Annotated in this window: 14 protein-coding genes; 12 read left to right on the top strand and 2 right to left on the bottom strand. The window is 53.0% G+C overall.

Going from position 1 to position 17,131, the window contains the following annotated elements:
• Window positions 1–22: 22 nt before the first annotated feature.
• Window positions 23–241 (bottom strand): DUF7661 family protein, encoded by a 219-nt coding sequence (locus tag P349_RS10000; protein ID WP_032648750.1) that lies wholly within the window; start codon window positions 239–241, stop codon window positions 23–25.
• Between the two features lie 581 nt (window positions 242–822).
• Here P349_RS10000 and P349_RS26825 point away from each other — a divergent pair.
• The 6 genes from P349_RS26825 (at window position 823) to P349_RS10020 (ending at window position 7,555) form a co-directional block, all read left to right on the top strand.
• Window positions 823–2,052 (top strand): RNA-directed DNA polymerase, encoded by a 1,230-nt coding sequence (locus tag P349_RS26825; RefSeq protein ID WP_238550740.1) that lies wholly within the window; start codon window positions 823–825, stop codon window positions 2,050–2,052.
• A gap of 32 nt (window positions 2,053–2,084) precedes the next feature.
• The gene (locus P349_RS0124445; protein WP_238550741.1) at window positions 2,085–4,511 is read left to right on the top strand and encodes a hypothetical protein; all 2,427 of its coding nucleotides are present in this window, start codon (window positions 2,085–2,087) and stop codon (window positions 4,509–4,511) included.
• 8 nt (window positions 4,512–4,519) lie between these two features.
• Window positions 4,520–4,954, top strand: a complete 435-nt coding sequence (locus P349_RS10005) for a hypothetical protein (protein WP_032648753.1) — start codon at window positions 4,520–4,522, stop codon at window positions 4,952–4,954.
• Between the two features lie 456 nt (window positions 4,955–5,410).
• Window positions 5,411–5,773 (top strand): YcgJ family protein, encoded by a 363-nt coding sequence (locus tag P349_RS10010; RefSeq protein WP_032648755.1) that lies wholly within the window; start codon window positions 5,411–5,413, stop codon window positions 5,771–5,773.
• A 205-nt stretch (window positions 5,774–5,978) separates the two neighbouring features.
• Window positions 5,979–7,175, top strand: a complete 1,197-nt coding sequence (locus P349_RS10015; protein WP_032648757.1) for an NAD(P)/FAD-dependent oxidoreductase — start codon at window positions 5,979–5,981, stop codon at window positions 7,173–7,175.
• Window positions 7,175–7,555: a DUF1641 domain-containing protein gene (locus tag P349_RS10020; protein WP_032648758.1), complete on the top strand. Its 381-nt coding sequence runs from the start codon at window positions 7,175–7,177 to the stop codon at window positions 7,553–7,555. The genes P349_RS10015 and P349_RS10020 overlap by 1 nt, the downstream gene beginning before the upstream one ends.
• Window positions 7,556–7,626: 71 nt before the next feature.
• On the opposite strand, the gene P349_RS10025 is transcribed toward P349_RS10020, so the two are convergent.
• The gene (locus P349_RS10025; RefSeq protein WP_024908667.1) at window positions 7,627–8,460 is read right to left on the bottom strand and encodes a MurR/RpiR family transcriptional regulator; all 834 of its coding nucleotides are present in this window, start codon (window positions 8,458–8,460) and stop codon (window positions 7,627–7,629) included.
• A gap of 292 nt (window positions 8,461–8,752) precedes the next feature.
• Here P349_RS10025 and P349_RS10030 point away from each other — a divergent pair, with 292 nt between their 5' ends.
• The 6 genes from P349_RS10030 (at window position 8,753) to P349_RS10055 (ending at window position 17,123) form a co-directional block, all read left to right on the top strand.
• Window positions 8,753–10,258, top strand: a complete 1,506-nt coding sequence (locus P349_RS10030; RefSeq protein ID WP_032664139.1) for a CoA-acylating methylmalonate-semialdehyde dehydrogenase — start codon at window positions 8,753–8,755, stop codon at window positions 10,256–10,258.
• 11 nt (window positions 10,259–10,269) lie between these two features.
• Window positions 10,270–12,195, top strand: coding sequence for a 3D-(3,5/4)-trihydroxycyclohexane-1,2-dione acylhydrolase (decyclizing) (iolD, locus tag P349_RS10035; RefSeq protein WP_032646816.1), 1,926 nt, complete (start codon window positions 10,270–10,272; stop codon window positions 12,193–12,195).
• Between the two features lie 344 nt (window positions 12,196–12,539).
• Window positions 12,540–13,526, top strand: a complete 987-nt coding sequence (iolG, locus tag P349_RS10040; RefSeq protein WP_032646814.1) for an inositol 2-dehydrogenase — start codon at window positions 12,540–12,542, stop codon at window positions 13,524–13,526.
• 31 nt (window positions 13,527–13,557) lie between these two features.
• Complete coding sequence (locus P349_RS10045) at window positions 13,558–14,487, top strand: sugar ABC transporter substrate-binding protein (RefSeq protein WP_008502118.1); 930 nt, start codon at window positions 13,558–13,560, stop codon at window positions 14,485–14,487.
• A 48-nt stretch (window positions 14,488–14,535) separates the two neighbouring features.
• Window positions 14,536–16,083, top strand: coding sequence for a sugar ABC transporter ATP-binding protein (locus P349_RS10050; protein ID WP_032646812.1), 1,548 nt, complete (start codon window positions 14,536–14,538; stop codon window positions 16,081–16,083).
• 11 nt (window positions 16,084–16,094) lie between these two features.
• Window positions 16,095–17,123, top strand: coding sequence for an ABC transporter permease (locus P349_RS10055; RefSeq protein ID WP_008502116.1), 1,029 nt, complete (start codon window positions 16,095–16,097; stop codon window positions 17,121–17,123).
• The last annotated feature ends 8 nt before the right edge of the window (window positions 17,124–17,131 follow it).

Below are 17,131 nucleotides of genomic sequence, written 5' to 3'. Positions count from 1 at the left end.
CGTAATACTATCCATTAAATCCTTATTCGATGCGTTCCACATTTGGATGACGATCGGTTGCGGCTTCATGGAAAATGTCACCCAGCCAGCCGGCAATCTCGCCTTCAGTCATATCGTCAGGAATAGCGATGTCATAGAGTCGAGAAAACTTTCTCTCCGTCAGGTCAGCACGAAATACCAGCCACCGATCATGCTTACGTTGAACGCCAATATGCCGTCCAAAAACGTTATATATCAGCATATGCAATCTCCGATCATGCTAGTGAGTTCCTGTAGTTAAGATATATACGGCAGATCAGGCCAGAGAGTAAATTGTATAAATATGAAAGGTCAGCGTTCGTACCTCGCTCACAGCGCACATCATGCTTCTGTATCTGCTCTGTGCCAAGAGGGGACGTTGATAACCAAATTTAAGTATCACCTAGGGCTTATATGAGAATGGTCTTGATACAGCGTTCAGTAAAACTCGAACGCTTCATCAAAATGTCTTAGAGTGGGAGAATATTCTACTTATGCCCATATCGATTTGTCAGGGGATTGTCTTACCACTCAAAGAACCGGAAACTGATACCGGAAAAACTCTAACTCAGTGGGCAATTTTTGTTGACCATTACAACGCTCTCTCTTGTACAACTTGGTTTATGGCATGACAGACGCGACTGATTTATCAGATTAACCCATTAGACATTACAAACTTTTGATACTTCCCGTGGATTATTCGATTCAGGAACGGTAGTATAGTTATATTAAGGTGATACAAACAGTGAATTTCAATACTGTAGTTAAAATGAGTAAAACGCTTAGCATTAAGTTGAGAGGAAAATGAAACTACTTAATAAAAAGTATTACAATCTCGAACCAAACTTTGAGTACCTTAAGGACTCATTTATTTTAGGGCTAGCTTGGAAAAAAACGGATCGTTTTGTAAGAACTCATAATTGGTATGCAGATCTTTTAGCGCTAGACAAGTGTGCATTTGATATTAGTGATGAGGTCACTAGTTGGTCAAGTGAGGCCGTAAATAGAAATCTGTCTAAAAGTGATATTGAATTAATACCAGCTCCAAAAGGAGCGAGCTGGTTCTTTAATAAAGGGAAGTGGACTACTAATAAAGATGATAGGAAACTAAGACCTTTAGCTAATATATCTATTAAGGATCAGTCTTTTGCAACAGCAGTAACCATGTGTCTTGCTGATGCGATAGAAACGAGACAGAAAGACTGCTCATTGCGTAATCTTGACTATGCTGAGCATGTAAATAAAAAGGTTGTTAGTTACGGAAATAGGCTTGTCTGTGATTGGGACAATGAAAGGGCGAGATTTCGTTGGGGCGGCAGCGAGTATTATAGGAAATTTTCCTCAGATTATCGTAATTTTCTACAAAGACCTGTCTATATAGGTAGGGAAACTGTAAATAAAATTAGTGAAATTGATGATGTTTATATTATTAGTTTGGATCTGAAAAATTTTTTCGGTTCTATAAAAATAAGCACACTGTTAGAAAAACTTAAGAAAATATCTTCTGAGCATTATGGTCATAATATTATAAATGAGAATGGTTTTTGGGATTTTACGAGTCAGATTTTAAATTGGGAGTGGCCTGAAGACTCTTTATCTTTACTTAAAGATTTGGATATTGAAGAAGAAAATGTTGGACTCCCACAAGGTTTAGCATCTGCCGGAGCTTTGGCTAATGCTTATCTCATTGAGTTTGACGAATCTTTAACTTCCAACCTCCGTACTAAGATAGGCGGTAGCCAAATTATACTGCATGATTATTGTCGATACGTCGATGATATTAGGATGGTAATTTCTGGAGAAGCATTAACAAATGAGGAAATTAAGAAATCCATTCATGAGTTAGTTCAGAGGATCCTCGATGAAACGCTAGATCAAGATGAGTCAGATAACGAACCATATTTAAAAATTAATGATAAAAAAACTTATATATTGGGACTCTCAGATATTGATAACGGAAGTAGCCTTACAAATCGAATCAATGAAATCCAGAATGAAGTAGGAACTTCGAGTATTCAGAGCGTAATGGATTAGATAATAACATACCGGCGCTTCAACAGTTATTATTGACTGAACAAGATAATTTTCTAGATGATGCAGAAGGTTTATTTTCTGGATTTAATAATGATAAATCGATTAAATTAGAATCTTTACGTAGATTTTCTGCCCATAGGCTGGAAACAAGTTTGGCTAATAAAAGCAAACTAATCTCACCTGCAGAAAGAAAGCAGTTTGATAATGAATCTGCGTTGATTGCAAAGAAATTATTAAAAACCTGGTTAAAAGATCCATCAATTATGGTTATTTTCCGCAAAGCGATAACCATAAACCCTAATCTAGATGCTTATAAAACAATTTTTGAAATTATATTCCAAAGAATACAGCGTAATCGTGAAAAATGCGATAGATATATCATGTTGTATCTTCTTTCCGATATATTTCGTAGCGTTGTTGATATCTATCGAAAACTATCCCCAGAGTGTACCTCTGATTATCAGAAATTGATGAGTGAAGTTACATCATTTGCCCATAAACTTCTTTCTTGTAGATCCGTTATTCCAAACTACGCATATCAGCAAGCACTATTTTATCTTGCAGTTATCAATAAGCCATTTATAGCTAGTAAAAAATCCTCTTCTGATCTTTCAAAGCTTCAACATGTCTTAATTAAACGACATTTAGAGCCGTTGAGTAGTAGTGATGGATACCTATTTGAATTATCTGCTCAAATTAGTAAAGACTACCAAGCAAATGTTGCTTTTCTACTTTCTCATACAAATACTAGTGAAGTAGTAGACTCAATCGTCGAGAAATTTGCTTACCGTGGTGGTGAGTTTTGGAATAGCATTTGGAAAGAGTTTGTCAGGACGCAAGATAAAGTTAGGATCAACAAATTTAGATGGGCCATACCAAAAAATGAGGCGAAACCAAATGGTTCGGACCACTATCTTTCATCAGTGATAAGTTTTAAGGAAAATCCATTTAAATACGAACATGCGCTTCTCAAGCTAGGTATAGCATTAGTTAATCTTTTAGAAGATACAGAGAAAAACGTATGGCAATCTGATGGAAAGCAGTATTCCCCACATGAAATAAAAGTGAAATTAGAAAGCCATTCAACATCATGGGCTGAATTATGGCGCCAAAATTCTATTATTTCATGTTCGATTGATAAAATAGCTCAAGATCCTCGCTATGAAAGCCCTAAATGGTTGGTGAATTGTCAACAAGACAAAAATGATGAAAAAAAAATATATTGGGTTTGCAGTGTATTAAGAAGTGCTGCTTTAGGTAATGTAGATTACACGCAGCGAAATGATTTAAAGCCTGATAGAGTAGAGTATGATGGGATCCACTCTCAGTTTTACAAGCGACGTATGGGAATGTTACATACACCAGAGTCAATTGTTGGTTCATATGCAACTATAACTGATTGGTTTGCAAGCTTTCTTCAGCATGGATTGCAATGGCCAGGCTTTTCATCTTCATATATAAATCAAGAAGATATATTGTCAATTACCAGCCTTGGTGAGTTTAAAAAATGCTTGTTGGAAAGGTTAGGCTACCTGAACACGCAAATATGCACTTCATCGAGTGTTCCGACCTTACCTACTGTTGTCAGCAGACCTGAATTGGCATCTAACTATTTTAGAATTGTTACGGTTCAGCAATTATTTCCGAAGGATAAGCATTTTCACCCTTCTGACGTAACACTTGATAATCCAGAGGTGCGTTGGAAACACAGAGAACACCTTGCGGAAATTTGTAAACTAACAGAGCAGACTTTAGATGCAAAACTTAAAACTGAGTCTAGGGATCATACAAGTACCGCTGATCTGATTGTCTTTTCTGAATTGGCTGTTCACCCGGAAGATGAAGATATAGTAAGAGCACTGGCATTTAGAACCAGATCCATCATTTTTTGCGGTTTTGTCTTCTGTGAACAAGATGGTCAAATAGTTAACAAAGCTCGCTGGATTATTCCAGATTCGTCAGAATCGGGGACTCAATGGCGTGTTCGTGATCAAGGGAAATTTCATATGACCAGTGGTGAAATGACTCTGGGTGTTCATGGATATAGACCATCTCAACATATTATTTCTATTGAGGGTCACACCGAAGGACCATTTAAATTAACTGGTGCGATTTGTTACGATGCGACAGATATAAAGCTTGCTGCGGACCTGAGAGATTTGACTGATATGTTTGTCATTGCAGCGTACAATAAAGATGTAGATACGTTTGACAATATGGCTTCAGCTCTACAATGGCATATGTACCAGCATGTTGTTATTACGAATACTGGAGAATATGGTGGCTCAACAATGCAAGCCCCGTACAAAGAGAAACATCACAAACTGATTTCTCATGCTCATGGAACTGGTCAAATAGCAATTAGTACTGCTGATATAGATTTAGCAGCATTTAGACGAAAGATTAAAGAATATAAAAAAACCAAAACCCAGCCTGCTGGATTTAATCGAAAACATTAAGGATTCATATGGAAACATTAGTTAAGTTAGCTACGATTGCTTCTCCATTAGTAAGTGCTGGGGTAGCTATTTGGGCAATTTTAGTTGCCAAATCAACTATCAATGAAAACAAAGAAATTGCTAAGAAAACCATTGCAGATACAGCCTACCAGGCATATTTGCAACTAGCGATGGAGAACCCTCAATTTTCGAAAGGTTATAGTGCAGATTGTCGACAAGAGCGAGACCCTATGTATGACCAATATGTTTGGTACGTAGCCAGAATGATATTCTGTTTTGAGAAAATCATTGAGGTTGAAGGAAACTTAAAAGATAGCTCTTGGACGAATACGCTGGAAAAACATTTGAAGTTTCATTCTGAACATTTTAAGAAAACAAAAGTTGTTGAAGAGATACTCTATATTTCCCCAATTTTGGATCTTATAAAATGTGCGACTAACTAAGAATCTATTCTAAAAGAGTGTATTCCACACAAGAAGCCCACTGGAAACTGTAACCTCCCAAGATAATTTTGGGGGGCTCTCCGTGGGCGGTAAGTGTCAAGATCGTTGTCAACCGGTGGGGCTGTAAACCATTTTGTGGGGCGGGTGTATATTGCGAGATAAATTTGGCATCGCGGCTTTAACTTCCGTTCTTCGCTCAGAGCGGATCTGACCCGCCCCACAAGCCCACTCCCTTTAGAGCATTGTAGTTCAGGTCTCTAAAATCGCATGACTCACCGGGATAGGGCCCTTACAATTGCCTCCGAGCCGAACTTTCGACAACTGTTAGGTCAACAAAAAGCTAAACGGGGCATTTCCTGTTGAAACTCAGAACCATCCGGGATATTACACCCCTTATAATGGTTCCACCGCGCCCGGTGCAAAACCGACACGCATTAACCAACGGAGATTATCATCTTGAACAAGTCAATACTCGCATACTCTGTGGCCGCGCTGCTGGCCGTGTCCGCCATGTCCGCCCAGGCCAGGACCCCTGCCAGGCTCAAGTCGCCAGTATCGGGCGTGCTCTGCGACCGATATGTATGCGCCAATGACAAGGGATTATCCCGCGATTTGACAGAGACGTATCTCGGTAAGAAGGCTGCTGCAAACGAGGTGTTCACGTCGAGCAATGTCGATCTGACCGAATTCACCTTTGCCAACGGTATTTTCTGCGATGTGAAGGAGCGACTGTGCCGTGAAGATCGCTATTATGGCGCGAACGGACAGCGCTCAGGGGCGGTGTCTAAAAAGTACACAAAGCTGCTCTTTGGCGAATAATGGTAATGAAAAGAGACTGCGTTATAGGGATATAAATTATATTTTGCAGTATATTATTATAAATAATGATGTGGTTATCAAAAATAAATTTCTCGTGAAAGGTTATGTTGCGGAATATTGCTCTGTTACTACCCTTTAGCTGAGCGTAACAGTGAAGCGGTCTGGTTACGTGAATTCCCATTCACTACCATGAGCGAATAAAGGAATGAAAAACCGCATAATGATTGTCGGCGGCGGCACGGGAGGAACAATTGTCGCCAACCTTCTGACCAGGAAATTACGACGTGAAATTGCTGCTGGTCAGGTAGAGCTGGTACTGATTTCCGAATCACCGGTGCACTACTACAAACCCGCCTTTATGTACGTCGCCTTTAACCTCTTCCATCACCATGAACTGGCCCGGCCTGAACGGCAGTTACTGAGTCCTGAAATTCAATTTATTACCGACAGGATTGAATCTTTCGATTTTAAGCAGCGTCGACTGTACGGTGCCAGTAAACGATATTACGACTGGGAGCTGCTGGTTATCGCAACGGGCTGCACGCCTTTCCCCCAAAAAATCCCTGGCCTTGCCGAAGCGGGCGACCATTTTTATCAATATGCGGCGGCAAGACAGCTAGCGCATAAGCTCGCCACCATCAAAAAGGGGCGAATATTTATTACCGTCTCTTTTCCTGAAACGCCGAATGTTCCCCACCAGTGCGGCATTGCCCCTATTGAAACCACGCTGATGGTTGACGACTATCTGCGCCAGCGTGGGGTGCGTAATCAAGTTGAGATTGTTTATACCTATCCGACCGTCGCGCAGCTGCTGCGAAACTGTTTGTTCCTGCAGCGTCCGGTGGGGGAGGCGCTGGGTGATATTTTTGCTGCCAAAGGAATACAGCATCAGCGCGGTTTTACCTTAAGCCATGTCGATCCTGACAGCAAAATTGCCTATTCCGCCGAGGGCGATTCACAGAACTTCGACATCCTGATGGCAACGCCTCCCATCAGGGCGGTTGAAGCGGTGCGTAATACGGGACTCAGTGAGGTTCAGAACGGTGAAGGCTGGCTGCCGACGGATCACCAGACGCTCTGCGTCTACGGCTTAGAAGGCGTATATGTGATCGGCGATACCGTTGACCTCCCGATCAGTAAAGCGGGAGGGTCGTGCCACAACCAGGCGCCCATCATTGCTGACAACATTGTGGCGGAGCTGTACGGCAGACCGCCCGGAAGCGGTAACCATTATGATGGACGGGTTCAGGCCGTCGCGCAGATGGGGCTCTGGGCCGGCATGCCGTTGGTATATGACTATCGCAATGACGTGACCCCCATGCCGGCGACAAAACTCGGCGGCATGCTGCGAAACGGTTTTAACCGTGGACTGTATTGGGGCGTCGTGAGGGGGATGTTCTGATGAGTGACCAGGAACAGATACTAAAAAGCCTTGCCCCGCTTATGGCGGGCAATCGCCTGAATAATCTGGTTGATCTGCTTGCCGTCGTCGCAGACCTGCTGGAAATGGCCGATAGCGCGATGGTCGAAAAACTGGCTGGCGTTTTTGAAGATGTCGTGACCGTCGGCTGGGAAGGGGGAACCGCGCTACGCATGGCGTGGGGAGAGCAAATTAACCGGGAAGGGGATATCTCGCTTCGGCAGGTGTTCACTATGCTTAACGACCCTGATACCCGCCGCGGCATTATGCTTTTACTGCGGGTGTTACAGATTACGGGGCAACGTCTGAATTCCCTCTCTTCCGTCAGTTATTCTGATTGCCCCGAGATAAGGAGTAGTTAATGTCTGGCTGATGCTTTTCAGGCGGTCGGGTATCGGCTATGCCTTACCCGGCCCACCAAACTGCACTGGGGCTATTTCTCCCCGCTCCCCAACCGATACGCCAGCGCCACCACCAGCGACTGCACCAGGCACAGCGTCGCCGACTGAGATCGAAACGCGTCCACCTGCGCCTCTTTCACCACAAAGCAGAGATCGCTGAACGTCGCCAGGGGGCTTATCTGGCTGTCCGTAATCACAATCTGCCGCGCGCCAACGCTGGCGGCGGTTTCGCTGACCATCACCGTCTCTTCCGCGTACGGCGAGAAGCTGATCGACACCACGATGTCGCGCGCCTTAATGCGGCTGATCTGCTCGCGCAGCATCCCGCCCATACCGTCGAGCAGGATAGGGCGACACTCCAGGTGGCTCAGGGCGTAGGTCAGATACGCGGCGACGCTAAAGGAGCGGCGCAGCCCGGCGATGTAGATGGTGTCGGCGTCGGCCAGCAGCTGTACCGCGCGCTCCAGCATCTCCGGCTCGGCGCGGGCGGCCAGCTGCTGCAGCGCCTGGGCGTTCGAGCGGGCGAACTCCTGCAGGATATCGAGCGGCGTTTCCGGCACGGCCTCGCTCTCCATTTCGCGGAACAACCGGGCGCGGTCGCTGTAGCTGGCGGTCTCCTCCACCAGGTTCATGCGAAACAGCTGTTTCATTTCGTTGAAGCCGGTGAAGTCAAAGGCGTTAGCAAAGCGGATCAGCGTCGAGGGCGGCACGTCGGCGCGCTCGGCAATGACGGCAACCGTATCAAACGCCACGCTGTTGGTGTTATCCAGCACGTAGCGGGAGACCTGCTGCAGCCTCTTGCTCAGGCTATCGTAGCGATCGCGGATTTGCTGCTGCAGTTCGTTCAGGCTGGTTGCTGTCGTCATCTTTTCCCCCAAATACAGTCTTATGATTCTAAACGCAAAACCGCGTCTTTTAAATGTCGGCCATCCATCTGGCAGCAAAAATGAAACAGAAGCTTCAGTCATTTCCTCGCCCGAAATTCCTTAATAGCGCACGCGGCGTCAGTGGTGATGGCTGTTAACATAAAAATCCATCCTTGATCACAATAATCATCATTTATTTTATTTCAACTTAAAATGGAATATTTGTTTCATATATAGTGTTCAGTACACAGTGTTCAGGTCACAGTCACGTATCAACAGCGAGAGGTTAAGGATGGAGACGGTAGCGAATTTTATTCACGGCGAATGTGTCACCGGTTCAGGCCAGCGCGTTCAGGCGATCTTCAACCCGGCCACCGGCGAGCAGATCCGCCAGGTGGTGATGAGTACGGCGCAGGAAACGGAGCAGGCGATCGCCGCCGCGCAGCAGGCGTTTCCGGCGTGGGCGCGTCATGCTCCGCTTAAGCGCGCGCGCGTGATGTTCCGCTTCAAGGCGCTGCTGGAAGAGAACATGGATCGCCTGGCCCGCCTCATCAGCGAAGAGCACGGCAAGGTCTTCTCCGACGCGGTGGGTGAACTGACCCGCGGCCTGGAAGTGGTGGAGTTTGCCTGTGGTATTCCGCATCTGCAAAAGGGCGAACACTCGGCGAACGTCGGGACCGGCGTCGACAGCCACTCGCTGATGCAGCCGCTCGGGGTCTGCGCCGGGATCACGCCGTTTAACTTCCCGGCGATGGTGCCGATGTGGATGTTCCCGATTGCGCTGGCGACCGGGAATACCTTCGTGCTGAAACCGTCGGAAAAAGACCCTTCACTCGCGCTCGCGCTGGCGCAGCTGCTGAAAGAGGCCGGCCTGCCGGACGGCGTGTTCAACGTGGTGCAGGGCGATAAAGAGTCCGTTGACGTGCTCCTGACCGACCCGCGCGTGCAGGCGGTGAGCTTTGTCGGCTCCACGCCGATTGCGGAATACATTTACCAGACCGCCTCCGCCCACGGTAAGCGCTGTCAGGCGCTGGGCGGCGCGAAAAACCACTGCATTTTAATGCCGGATGCCGACATGGAGATGGCGACCAACGCCATCATGGGCGCGGCCTACGGCGCGGCGGGGGAACGCTGCATGGCGCTCTCGGTGGTGCTGGCGGGGGGGGATAACACCGCCGATGACCTCTGCGCCCGGCTGGAAAAACAGATTGCCGCGCTGCGCGTCGGACCGGGTCTTGACCAGACGCCGGAAAACGAAATGGGGCCGCTCATCTCCTCCGCGCACCGCAGCAAGGTGCTGGGCTACATCGACAGCGGGGAAGCGCAGGGGGCGAAACTGCGCGTGGACGGTCGCGGCTTCAGCGTGAAGGGCCACGAACAGGGCTACTTCGTCGGGCCGACGCTGTTCGATAACGTCACCCCGGAGATGACCATCTATAAAGAAGAAATTTTCGGCCCGGTGCTTTCTGTGGTGCGCGTAGCAGATTACGCCAGCGCGGTGGATCTGATTAACCGCCATGAATATGGTAATGGCTCGGCAATCTTCACCCGCGACGGCGGCTGCGCGCGCCGCTTCTGCGAAGAGGTGCAGGCGGGCATGGTGGGGGTCAACGTGCCGATCCCTGTTCCGATGGCGTTCCACAGCTTCGGCGGCTGGAAGCGTTCCATCTTCGGCGCGCTCAACGTCCACGGCAGCGACGGCGTGCGTTTTTACACCCGAATGAAAACCATCACCGCGCGCTGGCCGGAAATGCAGCAGGAGACAGGCGCTGCGTTCTCCATGCCGACGCTGGGCTGACAGGAGGCGTTATGAAAACCGAACGTATGACCATGGCCCAGGCGCTGGTCCGGTTCCTTAATCAACAGTATGTTAGCGTGGATGGTCACGAAACGCCCTTCGTGGAGGGCGTCGCCACCATCTTTGGGCACGGCAACGTGCTGGGTATCGGCCAGGCGCTGGAGCAGGATCCCGGCCATCTGCAGGTGATGCAGGGCTGCAACGAGCAGGGCATCGCCCATATGGCGACGGGATTTGCCAAACAGCACCGTCGTCAGCGCATCTTTGCCGTCACCTCCTCCGTCGGGCCGGGCGCCGCCAATATGGTCACGGCCGCGGCAACCGCCACGGCGAACCGCATCCCGCTGCTGCTGCTCCCGGGCGATATCTACGCCAGCCGCCAGCCCGACCCGGTGCTGCAGCAGATTGAGCAGTATCACGACATCAGCATCAGCACCAACGACTGCTTCCGTCCGGTCTCCCGCTACTGGGACCGCATTAACCGCCCCGAGCAGCTCATGAGCGCGATGCTCAGCGCGATGCGAACGCTTACTGACCCGGCTGATACCGGTGCGGTGACGATTTGCCTGCCGCAGGACGTGCAGGGGGAAGCGTGGGATTACCCGCTGAGCTTCTTCGCGCGTCGCGTGCACCACATCGAGCGCCGTCCGCCCGATCCGCAGCGTCTGGCGCAGGCGCGGGCGCTGATCGCCCGCAAGCGTCGTCCGCTGGTGGTGTGCGGCGGCGGGGTGCGCTATTCCGGCGCACATGAGGCGTTTCGCGACTTTGTCGAGACGCTGCAGCTGCCGTTTGCCGAAACCCAGGCCGGAAAGGGGGCGCTGGTAAGTGACCACCCACTTAACCTCGGTGGCGTAGGGGTGACGGGCGGAATGGCGGCCAACCAGCTCGCGCCGCAGGCTGATCTGGTGATTGGCATCGGCACGCGCCTGACCGACTTTACCACCGGCTCCAAGGCGCTCTTTTCCCATCCGGATGTCGAATTTCTGCTGCTGAACGTGGCCGAGTTTGACGCCCTGAAGCTGGACGCCACGGCGCTGATTGCCGACGCTCAAACCGGGCTCGAGGCATTGACCCACGCGCTCGGTGATTACCGCAGCGGCTGGGGAGAGGCGATCGCTGAGGCGAAATCCGCCTGGCGCGACGAGTGCCGTCGCCTGTGGGATCGCCAGTGGCGTCCGGACGACGCGCCCGAAGTGGCGGGGCATCTGGACGCGCAGCTGGCGGAGTACGGCGAGACGCTCAACACCCGCCTGACCCAGACGCGGGTGCTGGGGCTGATCAACCAGCATATTGAAGATAACGCCATCGTGGTGGGCGCGGCCGGTTCGCTGCCGGGGGATTTACAGCGCCTCTGGCAGGTCAAAACGCCGGACAGCTATCACCTGGAGTACGGCTACTCCTGCATGGGCTATGAGATTGCGGCAGCCATCGGCGCGAAGCTTGCCCGACCCGGGCAGCCGGTATACGCCATGGTGGGGGATGGCTCCTACATGATGCTGCACTCCGAGCTGCAAACCGCCGTTCAGGAGGGCATTAAGGTCACCGTTCTGCTGTTTGATAATGCCAGCTTCGGCTGCATTAACAACCTGCAGATGGGGCATGGCATGGGCAGCTTTGGCACGGAAAACCGCCATCGCAACCCGGAAACCGGACGGCTTGACGGTCCGCTGGTGAAGGTCGACTTCGCGCAAAATGCGCAGAGCTACGGCTGCCGCGCCTGGCGGGTGCACGACGAGCAAACCCTGCTGGCGGCGCTGGAGGCATCACGCGCCCATCCGGGCCCGACGCTGCTGGACATCAAGGTGCTGCCGAAGACCATGACCCACGACTACGCCTCCTGGTGGCGAACCGGTGATGCGCAGGTGGCGGCGTCGTCTGCCGTGCGTGAGGCCGCTGAGCAAACCCAGGCGCAGGTGAAAAAAGCCCGCCAGTATTGAGTTTTCCTGCCGTAACGAAATTTTCATTTCATTTCCCCTCACCCTAACCCTCTCCCCAAAGGGGAGAGGGGATGGTTCGGTGCGGCCTTTTCTCCCTGGCCCACTTGGGGAGAGGGGACGGCTCGGGGCTGTCTTTTCTCCCTCGCCCCTTTGGGGAGAGGGCCGGGGTGAGGGGAAGATGTCCTCTCTCACATGTTGTGAGATTGATAACAAAATTTATCTCATTCATCTCAAAAGTGTTAACCCACACTCAAAAACATAATTTTCACTATTTATAAAAATGAAATAAATGTTTTATTTATAGGGTCGTTAGTTCACAGCATTCACCAACACCGGGAGCCGTTATGTTTAACATTGCTTTACTGGGCGCTGGCCGAATTGGCCAGGTACATGCAGCTAACATCGCCAGCCACGGCGCGACCACGCTCTGGTCCGTGGTTGACCCGAATCAGGAATTTGCCACCCGTCTCGCTGCGCAGTATCAGGCCCGCCAGCAGAGCCTGGAGGAGGCGATGACCGACCCTAACGTTCACGCCGTGCTGATCGCCTCCGCGACCGATACCCACGCCGACCTGATTGAAATGGCCGCCCGCCACGGCAAGGCCATCTTCTGCGAAAAGCCGGTCCACCTTGACCTCGCCCGCGTGCGCGACTGCCTGAAGGTGGTCAAAGAGTACGACGTGCCGCTGTTTATCGGCTTTAACCGCCGCTTTGACCCGCAGTTCCGCCGCGTGAAAACCGACGTGCAGGCCGGGCGCATCGGCAAGCCGGAATCGCTGCTGATCATCTCCCGCGACCCGTCTCCGCCGCCTGCGGAGTACGTGCGCGTTTCCGGCGGCATGTTCCGCGATATGACCATTCACGACTTTGACATGGCCCGCTTCATCATGGGCGAAGAGCCGGTGTCGGTGTATGCCCAGGGCAGCAACCTGGTCGATCCGGCGATTGGCGAGGCGGGGGACATCGATACCGCGTTTATCGTTCTGAAATACGCTTCCGGCGCGATGGCGACCATCGTCAACAGCCGCCGTTCATCTTACGGCTACGACCAGCGCCTGGAGCTGCACGGCTCCGAAGGGCTGCTGTGCGCGGGCAACATTCTGGAAAACCAGGTGCAGCACTACGGCAAACAGGGCTGCACCAGCGCGCTGCCGGAACACTTCTTCCTGCAGCGCTACAAATCCGCTTACGCCGCGGAATGGGAACACTTTGTCGCGGTCCTGCGCGGCGAAGCGGTACCTGACTGCAGCGGCGATGATGGTGAACGTGCGCTGTACCTTGCGGATAAAGCGCTGGAGTCGCTGCGTACCCAGCGCGAGATCGTCCTCTAAACACAACAACCCTACACAGAGAGACATAATAATGAAAAAACTGATCGTAGCCGCCCTCATCGCCATGACGTCCGGGGCCGCCCTCGCCGAAAACGAGCAAATTGTTTTCAGTACGCCAAACCTGGCCATGCCGTTTGAAGTTCACATGCAGCGCACGGCGGTGAAAGCCGCAAAAGAGATGGGCGTGAAGCTTCAGGTGCTGGACGGGCAGGGCAGCTCGCCGAAGCAGGTGGCTGACCTGGAAAACGCCATCACCCGCGGGGCGCAGGGCTTTATCGTCTCCCCGAACGACGTGAACGCGGTCTCCAGCGCGGTGGATGAAATTCAGGATGCGAAGCTGCCGGTGGTCACCCTTGACCGCTCCGTCGACAGCCAGAAGAAGGTGCCGCACTTTGGCGCCAACAACTACAAAGGCGGCCAGGCGATTGGCGACTTCGTCAAAACCAAATTCCCCGACGGGGCGGAAATCATTCTGCTGACCGGCCAGCCGGGCTCCTCCTCCAACATCGAACGCACCAAAGGGATCCGCGACAGCCTGAAGGCGGGTGGCGATAAATACAAGATCGTCGCCGATCAGACCGGCAACTGGATGCGTTCTGAAGGGATGCGCATCGTGGAAAGCGTGCTGCCCTCGCTGCCGAAGCGTCCTCAGGTGATCCTCTCTGCCAACGACGACATGGCGCTGGGGGCGATTGAAGCCCTGCAGAGCCAGGGCGTGAAGCCGGGCGAAATTCTGGTCACCGGGTTTGATGCGGTGCCAGAAGCGCTGGCCCGCGTGCGCGATGGCTGGCTGGCGGTAACGGCGGACCAGCGTCCGGGCTTTGCGGTGCAGACGGCGATGAGCCAGCTGGTGGCCAACGTGCGCGAGAAGAAAGCCATCACCGGGGCCGACTATCCGCCGACGCTGATCACCAAAGAGAACCTGCAGCAGGCTGAGCGTATCGGTGAGGCCGGTAACTAATATGTCCCGAGCCGCCTCTGGCGGCTCATCATGAGGAGGAGCAGACTGATGTCGCAACCCTTACTGAAAGTGACCGACCTGGCAAAAAGCTTTTCCGGCGTCTGGGCGTTAAGCAGCGCCCAGCTGACCGTCGGCGGGGGCGAGATCCACGCCCTGCTGGGGGAAAACGGGGCGGGTAAATCCACGCTGCTGAAGGCGCTCGCGGGGGCGCAGCCGCAAACCCGCGGGGATATCTGGTTCAACGGCGAAACCCTGCCGGTGGACGACTCCCCGGTGGAACGGCAGAACAAGGGCATTATCACCATCTATCAGGAATTCAACCTGCTGCCCAACATGACCGTCGCGGAAAACATGTTTCTCGGGCGCGAGCCGCGTAAACGTAACCTGATCGTCGACGAAAAGGCGGTCAATCAGGAGGCGCAGGTCATTCTCGACTATCTGCAGCTGAACGTTGCGCCGACCACGCCGGTCGCCCGCCTGAGCGTTGCCCAGCAGCAGATGGTGGAGATCGCCCGGGCGCTGACCCTCAACGCCAGGCTCATCATTATGGACGAACCCTCCGCCGCGCTGAGCGACAGCGAGGTGGAAAGCCTGCACCGCGTGGTGCGCGAGCTTAAAAACCGTGGCGTGAGCATTATTTACGTTACCCACCGTCTGCACGAAGTTTTCCAGCTCTGCGATCGCTTCACCGTTTTCCAGGACGGCCGTTTCACCGGCACCGGCGCGGTGGCGGAGACCAACGTCGAACAGCTCATCCGCCTGATGGTCGGACGTGACGTGGCCTTTAACCGTCGTCCCGCCAGCGAAACGCATCATGAGGACAAACCCGTCCGCCTGGCGGTGAAGGGGCTGAGCCGCGAAAAGCCGCCGCTGGATCCGCACGGCATCGCCCTGCACGACATCAGCTTCCACGTCCACGCCGGGGAGGTCTTAGGCATTGCCGGGCTGGTGGGCGCCGGGCGCACCGAGGTGGCGCGCTGCCTGTTTGGCGCGGACGCGTTTACCGCCGGGAGCTTTGAGCTGGACGGCGTACCGTACCAGCCGCGCGACCCGCTCTATGCCCTCGACCAGGGTGTGGCGCTGGTACCGGAAGACCGCAAAAAAGAGGGGGCGGTGCTGGGACTGTCGATTCGCGACAACCTGTCGCTCTCCTGCCTCTCCTCGCTGCTGCAGTGGCGCTGGTTCGTGAACACCCGCAAAGAGGACGATCTGATCGAGTCCTACCGCAAAGCGCTGCAGATCAAAATGGTCAACAGCGCGCAGGAGGTGCGCAAGCTCTCCGGTGGTAACCAGCAAAAGGTGATCCTCGCGCGCTGCATGGCGCTCAACCCGCGGGTGCTGATCGTCGATGAGCCGACGCGCGGCATCGACGTGGGGACCAAATCGGAAGTGCACCAGGTGCTGTTTGACATGGCGAAAAAGGGCGTGGCGGTGATCGTGATCTCCTCCGATCTGCCTGAAGTGATGGCGGTGTCAGACCGGATCATCACCCTCAGCGAAGGCCGGGTGACCGGCGAGATCCACGGTGACGACGCTAACGAAGAACGGCTGATGACGATGATGGCCATCAACCACAACGCCCTGAACGCGGCATAACGGAGTTTCTCATGACGCAGATGATTTCTAAAACGCAGGCCCCGGTCAAACGCGCCGGACGCATCGATCCCATCGCCTTCTTCGAGCGCTTCGGGGTGCTGATTTTCATGATCCTGCTGCTGATCTTCTTCCAGTCGCAGAACAGCAACTTTTTCTCTGAACGCAATATTTTCAACATCCTGACCGAAGTTTCCATCTACGGGATCATGGCCGTGGGGATGACCTTTGTCATCCTGACCGCCGGGATTGACCTCTCCGTGGGCTCCATTCTGGCTGTCTGCGCCATGACCGCGGCGTACGTGATCAAGGGCGACAACTTCACCACCGTCGACCCGAACGCCTGGGGCGGCATGAGCTGGCTGATCGGGCTGGGGATTTGTCTGGCGATGGGCACGGCGATTGGCTTCCTGCACGGTCTGGGCGTCACCCGCCTGCGCCTGCCGCCGTTCATCGTGACCCTCGGCGGGATGACCATCTGGCGCGGCCTGACGCTGGTGATCAACGACGGCGCGCCGATTGCCGGTTTCGATCAGGGCTACCGCTGGTGGGGGCGCGGGGAGCTGCTCGGCATCTCCATTCCGATCTGGATCTTCGCCATCGTCGCCCTCGGCGGCTATCTGGCGCTGCATAAAACCCGCTGGGGCCGCTTCGTCTACGCCATCGGCGGTAACCCGGAGGCAGCGCGCCTGGCGGGGGTGAACGTCAAGCGCGTGCTGGTTAGCGTCTACGTGCTGATCGGCTGCCTGGCGGGGCTGGCGGGCTTCATTCTGAGCGCGCGTCTGGGGAGCGCCGAGGCGGTGGCCGGGATCTCCTTTGAGCTGCGCGTCATTGCCTCGGTGGTGATTGGCGGCACCTCGCTGATGGGCGGCTACGGGCGCATCGGCGGCACCATTATCGGCTCCATCATCATGGGGATTCTGATTAACGGCCTGGTGCTGATGAACGTCTCGGCCTACTACCAGCAGATTATCACCGGATTAATTATCGTTCTGGCGGTGGCGTTTGATACCTACGCCAAGAGCCGTCGCGGCGCACTGTGAGGATCACG

The organism is Enterobacter sp. DC4, from assembly GCF_000568095.1.
Classification (GTDB): domain Bacteria; phylum Pseudomonadota; class Gammaproteobacteria; order Enterobacterales; family Enterobacteriaceae; genus Enterobacter; species Enterobacter pseudoroggenkampii.
Note: the sequence above shows the minus strand (reverse complement) of the source record. Positions and strands in the feature narration are given on the sequence as shown.